Origin of the sequence: Hymenobacter lapidarius, from assembly GCF_001816145.1 — a bacterium.
Taxonomy (GTDB): domain Bacteria; phylum Bacteroidota; class Bacteroidia; order Cytophagales; family Hymenobacteraceae; genus Hymenobacter; species Hymenobacter lapidarius.
This window is the reverse complement of record NZ_MDZB01000067.1, coordinates 68,101-84,334: the sequence shown is the minus strand read 5'-3', so window position 1 is coordinate 84,334 and position 16,234 is coordinate 68,101. Positions and strand designations below refer to the sequence as shown.

At 64.1% G+C, this 16,234-nt stretch carries 14 protein-coding genes; 12 read left to right on the top strand and 2 right to left on the bottom strand.

Going from position 1 to position 16,234, the window contains the following annotated elements:
- From BEN47_RS03685 to BEN47_RS03660, 6 genes are all read left to right on the top strand, one after another.
- Positions 1 to 1,622: porin family protein (locus BEN47_RS03685; RefSeq protein ID WP_125921474.1), on the top strand; the 1,622-nt coding region annotated here is incomplete at its 5' end.
- A 108-nt stretch (positions 1,623 to 1,730) separates the two neighbouring features.
- Positions 1,731 to 2,291 carry a hypothetical protein gene (locus BEN47_RS03680; protein ID WP_070725222.1) on the top strand — a complete coding sequence of 187 codons (561 nt, stop codon included), beginning with the start codon at positions 1,731 to 1,733 and terminating at the stop codon, positions 2,289 to 2,291.
- A 136-nt stretch (positions 2,292 to 2,427) separates the two neighbouring features.
- Positions 2,428 to 3,363, top strand: a complete 936-nt coding sequence (locus BEN47_RS03675; RefSeq protein ID WP_083322078.1) for an NAD(P)/FAD-dependent oxidoreductase — start codon at positions 2,428 to 2,430, stop codon at positions 3,361 to 3,363.
- A 224-nt stretch (positions 3,364 to 3,587) separates the two neighbouring features.
- Positions 3,588 to 6,068 carry a TonB-dependent receptor gene (locus BEN47_RS03670; protein ID WP_070725218.1) on the top strand — a complete coding sequence of 827 codons (2,481 nt, stop codon included), beginning with the start codon at positions 3,588 to 3,590 and terminating at the stop codon, positions 6,066 to 6,068.
- Between the two features lie 64 nt (positions 6,069 to 6,132).
- Positions 6,133 to 7,086 carry an alpha/beta hydrolase gene (locus BEN47_RS03665; RefSeq protein ID WP_070725216.1) on the top strand — a complete coding sequence of 318 codons (954 nt, stop codon included), beginning with the start codon at positions 6,133 to 6,135 and terminating at the stop codon, positions 7,084 to 7,086.
- A gap of 109 nt (positions 7,087 to 7,195) precedes the next feature.
- Complete coding sequence (locus BEN47_RS03660) at positions 7,196 to 8,431, top strand: MFS transporter (RefSeq protein WP_070725214.1); 1,236 nt, start codon at positions 7,196 to 7,198, stop codon at positions 8,429 to 8,431.
- A 210-nt stretch (positions 8,432 to 8,641) separates the two neighbouring features.
- Here the strand turns inward: BEN47_RS03660 and BEN47_RS03655 are convergent, their stop codons facing one another.
- Positions 8,642 to 9,103 (bottom strand): GNAT family N-acetyltransferase, encoded by a 462-nt coding sequence (locus tag BEN47_RS03655; protein WP_070725213.1) that lies wholly within the window; start codon positions 9,101 to 9,103, stop codon positions 8,642 to 8,644.
- Positions 9,104 to 9,245: 142 nt separating this feature from the next.
- Between BEN47_RS03655 and BEN47_RS03650 the strand changes: the two genes are divergently transcribed.
- From BEN47_RS03650 to BEN47_RS03635, 4 genes are all read left to right on the top strand, one after another.
- A complete protein-coding gene (locus BEN47_RS03650) occupies positions 9,246 to 9,665 on the top strand; it encodes a hypothetical protein (RefSeq protein ID WP_070725211.1) in 420 nt (139 codons plus the stop codon).
- 105 nt (positions 9,666 to 9,770) lie between these two features.
- The gene (locus BEN47_RS03645) at positions 9,771 to 10,217 is read left to right on the top strand and encodes a DUF6526 family protein (RefSeq protein WP_070725208.1); all 447 of its coding nucleotides are present in this window, start codon (positions 9,771 to 9,773) and stop codon (positions 10,215 to 10,217) included.
- Positions 10,218 to 10,338: 121 nt separating this feature from the next.
- The gene (locus BEN47_RS03640) at positions 10,339 to 10,641 is read left to right on the top strand and encodes a DUF4286 family protein (protein WP_070725205.1); all 303 of its coding nucleotides are present in this window, start codon (positions 10,339 to 10,341) and stop codon (positions 10,639 to 10,641) included.
- A gap of 61 nt (positions 10,642 to 10,702) precedes the next feature.
- Positions 10,703 to 11,308 carry an arylesterase gene (locus BEN47_RS03635; protein ID WP_070725243.1) on the top strand — a complete coding sequence of 202 codons (606 nt, stop codon included), beginning with the start codon at positions 10,703 to 10,705 and terminating at the stop codon, positions 11,306 to 11,308.
- Here BEN47_RS03635 and BEN47_RS03630 read toward each other — a convergent pair.
- Entirely contained in the window at positions 11,297 to 12,214 is a 918-nt protein-coding gene (locus BEN47_RS03630) for a DUF72 domain-containing protein (RefSeq protein WP_070725202.1), read from the bottom strand. The two genes, BEN47_RS03635 and BEN47_RS03630, sit on opposite strands and share 12 nt — an antisense overlap.
- Positions 12,215 to 12,664: 450 nt before the next feature.
- Between BEN47_RS03630 and BEN47_RS03625 the strand changes: the two genes are divergently transcribed.
- Together BEN47_RS03625 and BEN47_RS03620 are read left to right on the top strand one after the other, a co-directional pair.
- Complete coding sequence (locus tag BEN47_RS03625; protein WP_070725201.1) at positions 12,665 to 13,558, top strand: septal ring lytic transglycosylase RlpA family protein; 894 nt, start codon at positions 12,665 to 12,667, stop codon at positions 13,556 to 13,558.
- A 159-nt stretch (positions 13,559 to 13,717) separates the two neighbouring features.
- Positions 13,718 to 16,159 carry a penicillin acylase family protein gene (locus tag BEN47_RS03620; protein ID WP_070725199.1) on the top strand — a complete coding sequence of 814 codons (2,442 nt, stop codon included), beginning with the start codon at positions 13,718 to 13,720 and terminating at the stop codon, positions 16,157 to 16,159.
- Positions 16,160 to 16,234 lie beyond the last annotated feature (75 nt).

The following is a 16,234-nucleotide window of genomic DNA, read 5'->3' as shown; positions in this document are numbered from 1 at the left end:
TGGGCGCGGCCTCCGCCACGGTGCAGGGCGCCCCCGCCAAGCTCCCGGCGCTGGCCTGGCGGGCCCAGGGCACCGTGCGCCGCGCGGGCCTGAGCCGCACGCCGGACTACTGGATAAGCTCTTCGGCGCTGGCCGAGTACAACTACTCGGCCGCGGTGGGCTGGAGCGCCACCCGCTGGGGCGTTGAGGCTTTCGTGAGCCAGTACAACGCTAAGCTAGGCCTGTACCCCGTGCCCGAAAATTGGAACCTGGTGGCCCGTGGCACCACTCCCCCGCCGCTGCCGGCTTCGTTCACCTACGCGCTGGACCGGCCTTACCAGCAGATTCAGCACACGCTGCTCAAGCTCAGCGGGTTTTATAGGCTGAATGGCTGGGGTGGCCGCCTGAGCGCCACGCTGGCCCAGCAGGCCGACCGCCGGGGCGAGTACGACAAGTTCCGGCCCCGCAACAACAACGTGGCCGCCAAGAACCTGCCCGAGCTGGACTACCGCAACCACACCACCACCGCCGACCTGCGCTGGGAACCGCGCCCGTACGGCAACTTCGGCGGTGAGTTGGGCCTGAGCGGCACCGCGCAAGACAACACTTACCGGCCGGGCAGTCGCTTCTTCATTCCCTACTACACCAACCTGACCGCCGGGGCCTACGCCCTGGGGCACTGGCGGCCCGGGGACTGGCTGCTCGAAGCCGGGCTGCGCTTCGACCGCCGCTCCTTGAATACCCGCCGACCGACCCGCGTGAGCGGCAATTTTACGGTGGTGCGCGAAAGCTTCGCCTTCACCACGCCGGCGGCTTCGGTGGGGGTGGTGCGCGAGCTGGGGCCGCACGTGACGCTGCGCGCCGACGCGAGCCTGCTGCAACGGGCTCCGGCGGCCAACGAGCGGGCCAGCCAGGGGGTGCACAACGGCATCTATGAAGAAGGCTACGACATCACGCGGCCAGCGGGGGCGGCCCCACTAGGGCCGGAAACGGCGCGCTCGGCCGCCTTCAGCGTGAGCTGGCACGACCATCCCCGCCTCAACGGGGAGCTGACCGTGTACCAGACCACCATCCGGAACTACATCTACCAGACGCCGGTGCCACCGGTGCTGGACGTCCGGGGGCTGTTTCCGTCGTACCGCTACCAGCAGACCGACGCGCAGCTGCGGGGAGTGGACTTGCTGGTGGCCTACCGCGTGGCCCGGCCCCTCACGCTGGGAATGAAGGCGGCCACGGTGGTGGAGCGCGACCTGCGGCAAAACGACTACCTCATCCTGGCCCCGGCCGACCGGGTGGAGGGCTGGCTGCGCTACGAAGCCGGCGCCACCACGCACCGGGTGGGGGCCCTCTACGCCCAGCTGGCCGCCCAGGCCGTGCGCCGCCAAACCCGCGTGCCGCGCGACAACGAGCAGCGCGACTACCAGGACCCGCCGCCCGGCTACTGGCTGCTGGGCGCCGAGCTGGGCGGAACCCTGCGCCTGGGGCCGCGCACCCCAGTGGAAATCAGCCTTACGGGCACCAACCTGCTCGACACGCGCTACCGCGACTACCTCAACCGCTACCGCTACTTTCTCGACGAACTGGGCCGCAACGTGACCCTGCGCCTGCGGGTGCCGCTGGCCTTTGGCACCGCTAAAAAATAGGCCAAGCGCGGGCCCGAGGTCCGGGTTGTTCCTAGTTTTTCATGCTTTTCTTTTTCACATTTTTCACATTTTTCACATTTTTCACTTCACATTTTTCACTTTCATCCCATGACCATTTTCCAATCCCGTTTCCGCCTGGCTGCTTTGCTGCTGGCCTTCCCGCTGGCTTTTTCCTCGTGCAGCGACGACAACGATGACCCCAAGCCCGACGATGACAACGAGCAAATCACGACCGTGACCTACGTGCTCACCCCCACCACGGCCGGGGGCAGCACCGCCACCGTAACGTGGCGCGACATCGACGGCACGGGCGGCAACGCGCCCACCATCGGCACCTTGAACCTGCGGCCCAATACCACTTACACGGGCGCCATCACCTTGCTGGATGAGACCAAGACGCCGGTGGCCAACGTCACCGACGAGGTAGCCAAAGAGAAAGAAGAGCACCTGTTCATCTACGCCGGCACGCCGGCCAGCCTCCTCAATATTACCCGCACCGACCGCGACGCCAAGAACCTGGAAGTCGGCCTTGTTACCCGCGTAGTGACCACCGCGGCCGGCACCGGCACCCTGAAAATCACCCTGCGTCACCAGCCCGGCAGCAAAGACGGCAGCGCCACCCCCGGCGATACCGACGTCGAAGTCACTTTCCCCGTGACGGTGCAATAACCCACGGCCGCGTTGTAACCGGCCCGAAAAAGAACTCCGGCCCGGTGCCGGAGTTCTTTTTGGGAGCACGGTTCCGTTGCTGCAATTCTCCTCCTATGCATTTCGCTACTACACTCCTTTACAACCCGTATTTGTTATGCGCAGAATTCCCCGGCCTGCTATGGCCCATTACGACATGATAATTGTGGGCGCCAGCAACGCCGGCCTCAGCGCCGCCCTGGTATTGGGCCGCGCCCGCCGCCGGGTGTTGGTGCTCGACGGCGGCCCCGCGCGCAATGCGCCCGCGTTCCATTCCCACAGCTTTTTCACCCGCGACGGGGCCGCGCCCCAGGAAATACTCCGCATCGGCCGCGAGCAGCTCCGGCCCTACCAAGTAGAAATCTGCGCCGACCAGGCCCACCAGGCCCGCTTCACCAGCACCGGCGACTGCGAGTTGACGCTGGGCAGCGGCGCCACCGCCACGGCGGCCACCCTGATACTGGCCACCGGCGTCGCCGATACCCTACCCGAGGTGCCGGGCTTGGCCGACTTCTGGGGCCGAGGAATTTACCACTGCCCCTACTGCCACGGCTGGGAAAACCGCCACAGCCAGGTGGCCGTGTACGGCCGGGGTGAGGCCGGCTACCAGCAAGCCGTGCACCTGCACCACTGGAGCCCCCGCCTGACCTTGTGCACCGATGGCCCTGCCGATTTGGCCCCGGCCCAGCGCGAACACCTCCAGCAGTTGGGCGTGGGCGTGCTGGAAAAACCCGTGAAAGCCATCGACGGCACCGCCAAGTGCTTGTGTGCGATTTTGTTTGACGACGGCAGCCGCCAGTCCCTGGATGCCATGTTTGTGCGGCCCGTGCAACGGCAGCGCAGCGACTTGGCCGCCCAGCTCGGCTGCGCCTTCACCCCCGACGGAGTGTATGTGCAGGCCAACGAGGCCGGCCTCACCAGCGTGCCCAACGTGTACGCGGTGGGCGACATGACCGGCCCGTACCAGCAGGCCATTTTGGCCGCAGCCAGTGGCACCCGCGCCGCCGCAACCCTGAACAATGAGTTGATTTTTCGCGACAGTGTGGCCGCGTAGCGGGCTGGCCACGGCCCATGCGCCATGCCTCGATTGGGCGCGTTCTTTTTGCCTGAGGCTTAGCTAAGCCATTCACCCACCCCTTGGAGAATGGCTCATTTCATTCCCCGTATCGGCGGCAAAACGCTAATTGATGCTGATTGTCAATAATTTATCTGCTTGCGAAATGGGGTTGCATCCTTCCGCTTCTATTTGCCGTTGATGCGCCGACCTTTGTTTCTGTTATGACTAAATCTGTATTACTGGCGCTCCTGGCAATGAGCGGAGCCGTGGGCGTTGCCGATGCGCAAAGCACCCCGGCTGGCGCGGTTCCCTCGCCCGGCGGGGTGCGCGCTAAAACCCCAGGGCCATCATTCACGGGCCGCATCATCGACGCGGCATCTGGCGAAGGCCTGCCCGGTGCCAACGTCATTTTTGTGGACCTGAAGCGCGGCACCGCCACCGCCACCGATGGCAACTTCCGCTTTGCCAACCTGCCGCGCGGGCGCTTCACGGTGCAAATCCGCTCGCTGGGGTTCAACACCGTGACCCAGACCGTGGACACCGGCAGCGGCCAGCCCCTGGAGGTGCGGCTAGTGATGGCGGCCACCGAAATCGGGCAGGTGGTGGTAACCGGCGTGTCGCAGGCCACGGAGCTGCGCCGCTCGCCCGTGCCCACCACCGTGGTCGACCGCACGCGGCTCAACCAAACGTCGGCCTCGAACCTGATTGATGCCATTGCCCACACGCCGGGCGTGACGCAGATTACCACCGGCGCGGCCATCAGCAAGCCGGTGGTGCGCGGCCTGGGCTTCAACCGCGTGATTACCCTCAACAACGGCGCCAAGCAGGAAGGCCAGCAGTGGGGCGACGAGCATGGCATCGAAATCGACGAATTCAGCGTGGACCGGGCCGAGATTATAAAAGGACCGGGGTCGTTGCTCTACGGGTCCGATGCCATGGCGGGCGTCATCAACTTCGTGGCGCCCGACCCCGTGGACGAGGGCCGCATCACGGGCGTGGCCACGGCCAGCTACCAGACCAACAACCGCCAGCAGGGCTACTCCTTTCAGAACGCGGGTAACCTGAACGGCTTTAACTGGCTGGCCCGCGGCACCCGCAAAGTGGCCGGCGCCTACCGCAACCGCTACGACGGCCGCGTGTACAACTCCGGCTTCAACGAATGGGATGCCAACGGCCACGTGGGCGTAAACAAAAGCTGGGGCTATTCGCACCTCACTTTCAGCAGCTTCAACCAGCGAGTGGGCCTCACCGAAGGCGCCCGCACCGAGGACACCGGCCGCTTCCTGAAAGAGGTGCCCAGCGGCGACAGCACTCGGGCCATTCCCGTGACCGATGCCGACCTGCGCGGCTACGGCCTGGCCGTGCCGCAACAGCAAATCAACCACCTGCGCCTGGGCGTGGACAACAACCTGATTCTGGGCGAGAACGGCGCGCGCGTCACGCTGCAGGCCAGCTACCAGCAAAACCTGCGCCGCGAGTACGGCAACGTGGCCGATCCGGCCGAAACCTCGCTCTACTTCCAGCTGCGCACCGTGGATTACTCGCTGCGCTACTTCCTGCCGGAGCAGAACGGCTGGCGCGTGACCCTGGGCGGCAGTGGCTTGCACCAGCAAAACCGCAACCTGGGAGTGGAATTCCTCATTCCGGCCTACCGGGTGAACGAAGGCGGCGCGTTTGCAGTGGCTAAAAAGACCATCGGGGCGCTCGACCTCAGCGGGGGCCTGCGCTACGACCTGCGGCGCATCACGGCCGATGCCCTGTACCTGGACGCCGACGAGCGGCCCACGGCGAGCACCACCCCGGGTGCCGAAACCAAGTTTGCGGGCTTCGCGAGCACCTTCCGCAACTACAGCGGGAGCGTGGGCGCGGCGTATAGCCTGAGCGAGACGCTGACCGTGAAAGGCAACCTCGCGCGCGGCTTCCGGGCGCCCAACATTGCCGAGCTGGGCTCCAACGGCATCCACGAGGGCACCATCCGCTACGAAATCGGGCAGTCGAATTTGGCGGCTGAAACCAGCCTGCAGGCCGATGCCGGCGTGAGCTACGTGAGCGACCACGTGCGCTTCAGCGTGGACGCCTTTACCAATACCATTGACAATTACATTTTTACGCGCCGCCTGCTCACGCCCGCCGGGGCCGACTCGCTGAGTGCCGACGGCGACGGGGTGTTCCGCTTCGAGCAGGGCCGGGCCCGCTTGCTGGGCGGCGAGGTGAGCCTCGACTTCCACCCCCACCCGCTTGACTGGCTACACTTTGAGAACTCCTTTTCCATGGTGCGCGCCCAGCAGCTCAACCGGCCCGAGGCCGAGCGCTACCTGCCCTTCATCCCGGCCGACCGGCTGCAGTCGGAGCTGCGGGCCAGCTTCCGCCGCCAGGGCAAGCGCCTCACCAACCCCTACGCCCGCGTGCAGCTGGAGCACACCTTTGCCCAGAACCGCTTCTTTTCGGCGTTTGACACCGAAACGGCCACGCCTGGCTACACGCTCATCAACGCGGGCCTGGGCACGGACTTGGCCAACGCCGCGGGCCAAACCTTGTTTTCGCTGTTCATCACGGCCAACAACCTGTTTGACGCGGGCTACCAAAGCCACTTGAGCCGCCTGAAATACGCCGACTTCAACAACGCCAACGGGCGGCGCGGCGTGTTTAACCAGGGGCGCAATGTGAGCGTGCGGCTGGTGGTGCCGCTGGCATTCAGGTAGCGGGCGGGCGCGCCTTTCCCGGGCGTGCTGAGCTGGCTGACTTCGCTTTACGTAACCGCTCCTTATGTCTGCCTCCTACCAGCCCGACGTGTTGGGCCCCGATTTTGAGCAGCGCGTGCTGCCCCAGCCCGACGATTACGAAGGCGCGGTGCAGTGCACGCTGGTGCGGCTGCGGCCCAGCGGCCCGGTTCGCCGAGCGGTGCTGTACGTTCACGGCTTCAGCGATTATTTCTTTCAGCGGGAAATGGCCTACTGCTACCAGCAGCACGGCTACCAGTTCTACGCCCTCGACCTGCGCAAGTACGGCCGCTCGTGGCTGCCCCACCAGCGCCCCAACAACGTACGCGACCTGCGCGAATACTACGCCGACCTCAACGCGGCGCTGGCTGTGGTGCAAGCCGAGGGCTACGCCACGGTGGTACTGTGCGCCCACTCTACCGGGGGCCTCATCGCGGCACTCTACGCGCACGAAGGCGCCCAGCGGGCTGCGGTGTCGGCGCTGGTGCTCAATAGCCCGTTTCTGGCCCTGAACCAGCCCTGGCTGAAAAAGCAGGTGGCTATTCCGCTGGCGGCGGCCCTGGGCCAGTTGCTGCCCAACATCAGCCCGCCCAGCGACCTGCCCCGGGAGTACGGCCTGAGCCTGCACCGGGACTACCGGGGCGAGTGGGACTACCACCTGCCCTGGAAGCCGCTGGTGCCGTTTCCGGTTTCCTTTGGGTGGCTGCGGGCCGTTCGCGCCGGCCACCGGCGCATCCGGCAAGGCCTGGCCATTGCGCAGCCCGTGCTGGTGCTGCATTCCGACCGCACGGTGCGAACCCGCGGCTGGAGCAACGACTATTTTCGGGCCGATGGCGTGCTCGACGTTCGCGACATCCACGCGCTGGCGCCGCGGCTGGGCGCCCGGATCGCCGTGAAAGCCATTGCCGGCGGCATGCACGACCTGGTACTGTCGGTGCCGCCGGTGCGGGAGCAGGTGTACCGCGAGGTGTTTGCCTGGCTGGCGACGACGCTAGGGTAGTAACGGCGGCCCGTTGTGAGGTAAGCGCATAGCAGGAACTGGCTTCGCTGGCGGCGAGCACTCCTATAAAGTAAGCACAACGTTCTTCCGGCTGGTGTTACATTTCGCCATGCAAGCAAGTCAACCCGCCAAAAGCTCCCTCTTCTCCGCCGCCGTCATTGTGGCCGCTTTGGGCTACTTCGTCGACATCTACGACCTGATTCTCTTCAGTATTGTGCGGGTTGAGAGCCTGAAGGACCTGGGCATTACGGCACCAGCGGAGGTCACCAACCAGGGCCTGTTTCTGATTAACATGCAGATGGGCGGCATGCTGCTCGGGGGCATTCTGTGGGGGATTCTGGGCGACAAGCGGGGGCGGCTGTCGGTGCTGTTCGGGTCCATTCTGCTGTATTCGCTGGCCAACCTGGCCAACGGCTTTGTGCAGACCGTGGAGCAATACGCCTGGCTGCGGCTTATTGCCGGCATTGGCTTGGCTGGGGAGCTGGGCGCGGGCATCACCCTGGTGAGCGAAAGTCTGCCGAAGGAAAAGCGCGGCTACGGCACCATGATAGTGGCCACCGTGGGCGTGAGCGGGGCCATGCTGGGCTACTGGGTGGGCCAGAAGTTGGGCTGGCGCAACGCCTACTTCGTGGGCGGCGGGCTGGGCCTGGCGCTGCTGCTGCTGCGCGTGAGCGTGTTCGAGTCGGGCATGTTCCAGCAGGTGCAGGCCCAAACGGCCGTGGTCCGCGGCAATTTCCTGAGCTTGTTCACCAACCCGGTGCGGCTGGGCAAGTATCTGCGCATTCTCCTCATTGGGGTGCCGCTGTGGTTTGTGGTGGGCATTCTGGTCACGCTGGCGCCGGAATTTGGCCGGGCGCTGGGCCTGCAGGGCGAAGTCACGGCCGGGCTGGCGGTGTTCTGGTGCTACTTCGGGCTGGTGTTTGGCGATTTCATGAGCGGGGGCCTCAGCCAGCTGTGGCACAGCCGCAACAAGGCGCTGAAGGTGTTTCTGGTGTTTTGCGCGGTGCTGGTTGGCGTCTATTTGTTCGGCATCAAAGGGGCTTCGACCACTACTTTTTATGCCGTGTGCTTTGTGCTGGGTATGTCGGTGGGGTTCTGGGCACTGTTTGTGACGGTGGCTGCCGAGCAGTTTGGCACCAACCTGCGGGCCACGGTGGCCACCACGGCGCCCAATTTTGCCCGCGGCGCGGTGGTGGGCCTGGTACCGGCCTTCAAGTACCTGAGCGGCGAGCTGGGCTTTCTCACGGGCGCGGCCGTGCTGGGGGGCATCACGCTGGTGCTGGCCTTCTGGGCCGTGAGCACGCTGCCCGAGAGCTACGGCAAAGACCTGGACTATGTGGAGTAATTGAGTTGTTGGTTGTCAGTTGTTGGTTATCAGGTGGGCTGGGCTGGCGCGGGTCTGCGACGCGTTGCCGACTGGTTTTGAGCCTGCGGCTCAGGCAGGTGGTTTTTACGGGCCGGCTACGATTCGTTCACCGGCGAGCCGCAGGCTCGGAGCCAGTTGGCAACGCGTCGCAGACGCGCGCCAGCAATTGACAAACCAGCAACCAACAACTCAAATAGCCACCCGCATTTCCAGCATGTGGCCCGCGAAGCCGGCTTTTTCATAGGCCCGGATGGCCGGCTGGTTATCGGCGTACACCTCAAGGCGCAGTTCGGTCAGGCCTTGGGCCATTGCCCATTGCTTGCAGGAAGCCAGAAGCAGGCCGTTGATGCCCTGCCCGCGGTGGCCCGGCTCCACGTACATGAAACCCAGATAGCCGTATTGCTGGTGCAGGTGGTAGTCTTTGGCCGCCTGAATGCGGACGTAGCCAGAACCAACTAGGCGTTGTTGGCACTCGGCTACCAGCACCACGGCCCGGGGGCTGGCCAAGAGTTCCGACAAGGCGTAGTAGTGGATGGGGTCCGGCCGCAACGTGGGGTCAAATCGTCGTTCGGCTGCAATTATGCCTTGTTCGAAGCGCAACAGCGTCTCCAAATCGGCGAGGGTTGCTACCCGGACATCAACTCCTCTCATACAGTTTCAGGTGGTGCCATATTGAACGGGACAGGCAAAGCACCGGCCGCCTGCGCGGCGGAAGTTACCCAAAATCCCAACTTCCTGTTGCGGCCTGCGTTTTAAGGAAAAATCAACGGTTCGTTGATTCTTAAACCATCCCATGAAAAACCTGTTTTTCGGCGCCGCCCTCCTGGCCGCCCTCACCATTACTGGCACGGCCGCGGCCCAAACCACGCCTGCCACCACCCCCGTCGACCCCACCGCCGTACCCCTCACCCCCGAGCAGCAACGCATGCGTGCCGACGAGGCCAAAGCCGCATACGAAGCCCAGAAGCAGCAAACCAGCTCCAGCGACCAGGCCGTGCGCAACAGCAAAAACCAGCTCAAAGAGCAGGCAAACGCCCAGAAAGACCTGAAAAAACAGCTTAAGGAGCAGCGCACGCAGGAAAAAGCCCAAAAAGCGCAGCTCAAGGAGCAGCGCCAAACCGCCAGCGAGGCCAAAAAGCAGGAGCGCGCCGCCCGCGACCAGGCTAAAGCCGAAAAGAAGCGCGCCAAAGAGCTCGAAAAGGCCAGCAAATAGCCGCAATTCATAAGCAATGAAAAGCTCCGGCTTCGGCCGGAGCTTTTTTGTGTCTCATTCCAGCGCCCTGCGCTACTTTCGTTCATTAGCCGCCGCCCACCGCCCATGTCCACCCCCACCAAAAACACCGTTCAATTTTATCCGTGGCACCATTTTGTGCTGCTGCCGCTGGCCTTCATCATGGCCGGCTACGCCATCAAGCACTACGCCAACGTGGCCGGCGACGACGACGAAATTGCCCGGTTGTGGTTCACGGTAGCGGCCCTGGGCGTCATTGGCCTGGGCGTGCTGCTGATGCTGCGCCAGCACTACGCCCTGCAGCTGCAAGACCGGATTTGCCGCCTCGAAGTGCGGCAGCGGTACTTTGAGGTGAGCGGCCAGCGCTTCGCTGAGTTGGAGCAGCAGCTCAGCCTCGCCCAGATTCTGAGCCTGCGCCTGGCCGGCGATGCCGAGCTGCCCGCCCTGGCCCAGGCCGCCGCCGCTCAAAAACTGTCACCCAAAGACATTCAGGCCCGTATTACCGATTTCCAGTTCGACTCGATGCGCGTCTGAGGCGGTGAGATGGTAAGGTGGTGAGTTTGAAGTTCGAATGGCGCAGCTTGCGCTAGCTGGCCGTCCACCTCGCCGGCCTTCACAATCTCACCATTGCACCACTTCACTATTTCACCGAAGTATGATTCTTTACAACGTAACCAGCAGCATTGAGCCCGCCGTGGCCGACAAATGGCTCGACTACATGCGCTCCACCCACATGCCCGAGGTGATGGAAACCGGCTTTTTCATTAAAAGCCAGCTCTGCCGCCTGCTCAACGAAGAAGAAGGCGGCATCACCTACGCGGCCCAGTATTACTGCCTCAGCGTGGAGCAGCTGGACGAGTACCAGCGCGTGTGCGCCCCCGCCCTTCGCGCCGATATGGAGGCTCACTTTGCCGGCCAGTATGTCTCGTTCCGCACCGTGCTGGAGGTGGTAGAATAACCCCGCCCCCACCCCGTGGCAGGGCACGAAAATGGCCGTGGTGCTGTTTGAAAAGCCCCTTATGAAAAACCTTCTCTTCTTCGGCGACAGCCTCACCGCGGGCCACGGCCTGCCCGCTGCCGCCAGTTTCCCCGCCCTTATTCAGCGGCGGCTCGACGAGCAGCAGCTGCCCTTTAAAGCCTACAACTACGGCATGAGCGGCGAAACCAGCGCCGGCGGGCGGCAGCGCCTGGCCTCGGTACTGGCTCGGCACCCGGTGGATGTGTTCGTGCTGGCCCTGGGGGCCAACGACGGCATCCGGGGCATTCCAGTGCGTGAAACCACTCAAAACCTGCAGTTCATCATCGATGCCGTGCGGCGGCAGCACCCGGAGGCCCAGCTGGTGCTGGCCGGTTTGGAATTTCCCTTCGACCTGGGCCCGCTGGGTGGGCACCGCCTGGCCCATTACGCCACCGAGTTCAAGGCCCTGTTCCGGACTCTGGCCGACAAAAACAGCCTGCCCTTCGTACCCTTTCTGCTGCAGGGAGTACTGGGCCGCCGCGAACTGAACCTGGCCGACGGCGTGCACCCCAACGCGGCAGGGCAAAAAATTCTGGCCGAAAACGTGTGGCAAATCCTCGGCCCGCTGCTCGTAGGGACGCGCCAAGGCGCGCTCCTACCCGAATAGGTTTCCCTGCACCGGCTGGGGGATGATAAAAGGCGGCGGCACGGCAATTCCCGTCAGGGCGCGCATCTTATCCAGGAAATACGTGGCGAAGACGGGGGCGTGGCGCACGTCTTTCTGGTGGATGAAGAAGTAAATCTCGTGCACGCCCTGGGCCACCCAGGCGGCCAGGCGCTCGGCCCAGGCGTCGGCACGCTGGTAGTCGGTGCTGTGCAGGCTGTGGCCGTTGAAGCGGATGAAGGCCACTGGCGTGGTCAGGCGCATGGGCAGCACGTCGCGCCGGCCGGCCACGTCGGTTATCACCAGGGTTTTATTGAGGGCTTCGAAGGTGGCGTACACGGCATCGGCCAGGCCCTGGTCGGCGAACCAGCGGGGGTGGCGCAGCTCCACGGCCAGCGGCACGGTTTCCGGAAAGTCGAGCAGGAACCGCTCCAGGCGCGGCAGGTGCTCGGGGCCGAAATGCGGCGGCAGCTGCAGGAAAGCCCAGCCCAGGTTGTCGCCCAGGCTCTCAAAGGCCCGGGCCGTGGGCACCACCAGGTCGTCGGCCTGAAACAGCTCCCGCTCGTGGCTGATGCTGCGCGGCAGCTTGGGACAGAACTTGAACCCCAGCCCCACAGCTTCCTTCCAGCGCCGCACGGTGCCGGCATCGGGAATGCGGTAGTGCGTGGTATTCAGCTCAATACTATTGAACTGCTGCGCGTAGTAGTGCAGGTAGTCGGGTTCTTTGATGCCCGCCGGGAAGTAGGTACCCAGCCACTCCTTGTTGGTCCAGATGGGGCAGCCCACGTGCAGGCCGGCCGGCGCGGGCTGCGTGGCCCGAGCCCGGGCCAGCACCCGGGCGGTTTCGGGGTGGTCGGGCGGGAGGCGAAAGTCAACGTAGCGCAGGTCGGGCAGGCGGCCAAAATCCATGGTGCAAAGGTAGCCGCCCGCGCCGCCAGCAGCCCATGCAGCAAACACCACGTCGAGGCACCAGGCCAAAGCACTGCCGCCCGCCCCGGCCGGCCTGTGCAGGCCCGCTACCGGCCTAGCAACGGATAGGGTTTTGGCTTAAGTCATTACAAAAAAAAACGGACACACGCAACCCGGTTTCGGAAGGAGTTAGCGGGCCGATGCCAAAATTTTGTATGCGTCGCATAATCTAATTTTTGCACCTGTGCAATGGGTTGGCCCTGCTTCCGCAAAATATAGTTTGACGGCTTCTCACGACAGCTTTTCGACTCGGCATTTGAATTAATTAAATGCAAGTTTTATTGAAAAAGGTCAATTTTATGTCTAAAATTATGAGCAACTGATGGTGGAAGTTTAGCATCGCCGGAGCGAAGGGGCCTATGTTTGTTTTGCTAACCATCTGCAAAACGCATGATTTTATTCCGTCTCTTTAAAGTAACCGTCTACTCCAGCTTTCTATTTTTGCTGACTTTGCTGAGCGCCCCGGCGCACGCCTCCAGCCCAGGCACCACCAAAGCAGTTTCTACCCCCACCACTAGCGCCACCACGGTGCTACGCGGACGGGCCTCTTGGTACGGCAGCTACTTTCAAGGACGCAAGACCACGAGCGGCGAGCGGTTCAACCGCTTCAAGTACACCTGCGCCCACAAAACCCTGCCCTTCGGCACCCGCCTACGGGTGACGAACGTGAAGAACGGCAAGTCGGTGGTGGTGCGGGTCACGGACCGCGGCCCTTTCCGCCACGAGCGGATTATTGACCTTTCGGAAATTGCCGCCCGCCCCCTGGGCATCACCGAATGCGGCGCCGCCACGGTGGTAGCCGAAGTAGTGAAAGCCGATACGCCCCTGGGCCCGGCCACTACCCCCAACAACCTGGCCGCGCTGTTTGCCGCCGACCCCAACCCCGAGGCGGCCTACGCTACCTACTCGGTGCCCAACGCCGACGACCCGGAGCCCAACGCTGCCACCCCAGTGGCCCCCACCGAAAAGCCTGCCCTGATTGCCGCAGCCACCGTGAGCAAGACGGAGGCAATGACGGCCAACGAATCGGTGAATTGCCCCACGGGCTTCCTCATTCAGGCCGGCTCTTTCGGCGATGTGGCCAATGCCCGCCAGATGCAGGCGCGCATCCAGTCGCTGCTGCACGACGTAAAAGTGGAACTGTCGCAGGACCTGCTTGATGGCCGGCAGCGCAGCCGCGTGTTCGTGGGCAACTTCGGTGAGCGGCCCGAGGCGGAAGCTGTGCGCCAGCAGCTCCGCGTGTGGGGCATTGGCGGGCTGGTGCGCGAAGTGGCCCTGCGCTGACCCGCGCCGCCCGGCACCACTCCTTATGTATGTATCGACATCAAACTTGCCCCACCATGCACAGCCTGGTGGGGCCGTTTTGGGTAAGCGCGAGCCGAGAACTCCCGGCAGCGCTCTACATTTAGGGCATTCGGGCCGTGGCGGCTCGCCCCTGAGCGTATGATTTCCTGGATTAAAGCCCTTCTGACGCTCGCCGTCAGCCTCACCCTCGTCTGGACGTTGAACACCAAGCACGGCGACGTGCCGCCGTTTGGCAAGCTGCTGAGCCCGTACCGGGGCTTCTGGCAGAACGGCGAAGCCCCCAGCTCCTTTCCCGCCGAGCAAACCCTGGGCCTGGCCGGCCTGAAGCAACCCGTGACCGTGCGCTACGACGACCGCCGCGTGCCCCACGTTTTTGCCCAGAACGACCAAGACCTGTACTTTGCCCAGGGCTACCTCACGGCCCGCGACCGGCTCTGGCAGATGGAGTTCCAGACCCACGTAGCGGCCGGGCGGCTGGCCGAAATCGTGGGCCCGGCCCGCCTGGAAACCGACCGGTTTTTCCGGCGCATGGGCCTGCCCTTTGGCGCCGCCAATTCCCTGACGGTGATGATGGCCGACCCCACCACGCGCATCGTGCTGGAGTCGTACTCGGCCGGGGTGAATGCCTACATCAGCCAGCTCACGCCGGCTACGCTACCGTTTGAGTACAAGCTGCTCGACTACCAGCCGGAGCCCTGGCAGCCGCTCAAATGTGCGCTGCTGCTCAAGTTCATGGCCTGGGACCTGAGCGGGCGCACCGACGACTTGCGCATGAGCAACATCCTGGGCAAATACGGCCCCGCCGTGACCAGGGACCTGTTTCCAGATTATCCCACCCGGGAAGACCCCATCGTGCCCGTCGGCACGCCGCTCGATTTCGAGCCCCTCCCGGTGCCGGCCGTGCCCAGGTCGTTTGCCGCCGCCCAGGCCGCCCACCAGCTGCGCACCGAGCCCGATGATGAGCTGGGCTCCAACAACTTCGCGGTGAGCGGCGCCAAGTCGGCCTCGGGCTACCCGCTGCTGGCCAACGACCCCCACCTGCAGCTCAACCTGCCCAGCATCTGGTACCAGATTCAGCTCAATGCGCCGGGCGTGAACGTGTACGGCGTCACCATTCCCGGCGCGCCCACGGTCATCATCGGCTTCAATGAAAAAACGGCCTGGGGCGTGACCAACGTGGCAGCGGATGTGCTTGATTTCTATCAGCTGAAATTCAAGGATAACACCCAGCGCGCGTACTGGCACGACGGCCGCTGGAAGCCCGTGCGCCGCGTGGTGGAGCGCATCAAGGTGCGCGGCCGGCCCGACCGGCTCGATACCGTGCTCTACACCCACCACGGCCCGGTGGTGTACGACAAGCCCGAGAAGCCCTTCCTGGCCCAGACGCCCATTGCTCACGCCATGCGCTGGACCGCCCACGACGGCGCCAACGAAGTGCTGGCCTTCTACCAGCTGAACCGAGCCCGCTCTTACCCCGACTACACGGCTGCGCTGGGGCACTACGGCTCCCCGGCGCAGAACTTTATTTTTGCTGATAACCAAAAGGATATAGCCATCTGGCCCAACGGCCGCTTCCCGCTGAAGTGGCGCGACCAGGGCAAGTTTATCCTGGACGGGACCGACGCGGCCTACGACTGGCAGGGCTGGATTCCGGCGGCCCAGAACCCGCACGTGAAAAACCCGGCGCGGGGCTTCGTGAGCTCGGCCAACCAGTTTTCGGCCGGCCCTGATTACCCCTATTACCTCCATTGGAACTACGCCAATTACGAGCGCGGCCACCGCATCAACGAGCGGCTCGCGGCCATGAGCCAGGTGACGCCCGACAGCCTGCGCCAGCTGCAAAACGACGTGCTCGACCTCAACGCCCAGCTCATGCTGCCCAAAATGCTGGCCTTGACAAGCGGGGTAGCTACTAATACTCCGGAAGGCCAAGTGCTGGCCGAGTTGCGCCGCTGGCCTTACCTGTACACCGCCGACGCCATCGGCCCCAGCGTGTTCAGCCTTTGGTATGCCGACCTGGTAAAGCGTCTGTGGGACGATGACTTCGGCGCCAAAGTCACCGGCCTTGAAATGCGCTACCCGGCCCGCGACCGTACCAACAACCTGATTATGCAGGAGCCCGATTCGCCTTGGATTGACGACCGTCGCACCTCCGCCCGGGAGACACTGCCGCAGCTGGCGCTGCAAAGCCTGCGCTTTGCCACCGACTCGCTCACCCGCAAGTTTGGGCCGCTGGGCCCCAAATGGCGTTGGGCCAACCAAAAAAGCACCGACATTCTGCACCTGCTCCAGCTGCCCGGCTTCGGGCAGCTGGACGTGGACTGCGGCGGCGGAGCAGGCATCGTGAACGCTACCTCCGAGCGCAACGGGCCCTCCTGGCGCATGGTGGTGGCCCTGGGTCCGCAAGTGCGCGCCTACGGCGTGTACCCCGGCGGGCAAAGCGGCAATCCCGGCTCACCGTTTTACAACAACATGCTGGAAACCTGGCGCGTGGGCCAGCTCGACGAGTTAGTGTTCCTGCGCTCAGCCACCGAAGCCAATCCGCGGGTAACCACCGCCTGGAAGCTGCAGGGAAACTAGCTCCGCTGCAGGAAATTCTGCCCGCTGCCTGCGCCGCTACTTCACACATTATCAAGAGCATGCACTTCCTTCTCG

Coding starts and splice junctions, on each gene's coding strand:
- BEN47_RS03630 (WP_070725202.1), bottom strand. CDS start 12,214: ATGGATTTTGGCCGCCTGCCCGACCTGCGCTACGTTGACTTTCGCCTC.
- BEN47_RS03640 (WP_070725205.1), top strand. CDS start 10,339: ATGATTCTTTACAACGTAACCAGCAGCATTGAGCCCGCCGTGGCCGAC.
- BEN47_RS03650 (WP_070725211.1), top strand. CDS start 9,246: ATGAAAAACCTGTTTTTCGGCGCCGCCCTCCTGGCCGCCCTCACCATT.
- BEN47_RS03645 (WP_070725208.1), top strand. CDS start 9,771: ATGTCCACCCCCACCAAAAACACCGTTCAATTTTATCCGTGGCACCAT.
- BEN47_RS03655 (WP_070725213.1), bottom strand. CDS start 9,103: ATGAGAGGAGTTGATGTCCGGGTAGCAACCCTCGCCGATTTGGAGACG.
- BEN47_RS03670 (WP_070725218.1), top strand. CDS start 3,588: ATGACTAAATCTGTATTACTGGCGCTCCTGGCAATGAGCGGAGCCGTG.
- BEN47_RS03635 (WP_070725243.1), top strand. CDS start 10,703: ATGAAAAACCTTCTCTTCTTCGGCGACAGCCTCACCGCGGGCCACGGC.
- BEN47_RS03680 (WP_070725222.1), top strand. CDS start 1,731: ATGACCATTTTCCAATCCCGTTTCCGCCTGGCTGCTTTGCTGCTGGCC.
- BEN47_RS03620 (WP_070725199.1), top strand. CDS start 13,718: ATGATTTCCTGGATTAAAGCCCTTCTGACGCTCGCCGTCAGCCTCACC.
- BEN47_RS03665 (WP_070725216.1), top strand. CDS start 6,133: ATGTCTGCCTCCTACCAGCCCGACGTGTTGGGCCCCGATTTTGAGCAG.
- BEN47_RS03675 (WP_083322078.1), top strand. CDS start 2,428: ATGCGCAGAATTCCCCGGCCTGCTATGGCCCATTACGACATGATAATT.
- BEN47_RS03660 (WP_070725214.1), top strand. CDS start 7,196: ATGCAAGCAAGTCAACCCGCCAAAAGCTCCCTCTTCTCCGCCGCCGTC.
- BEN47_RS03625 (WP_070725201.1), top strand. CDS start 12,665: ATGATTTTATTCCGTCTCTTTAAAGTAACCGTCTACTCCAGCTTTCTA.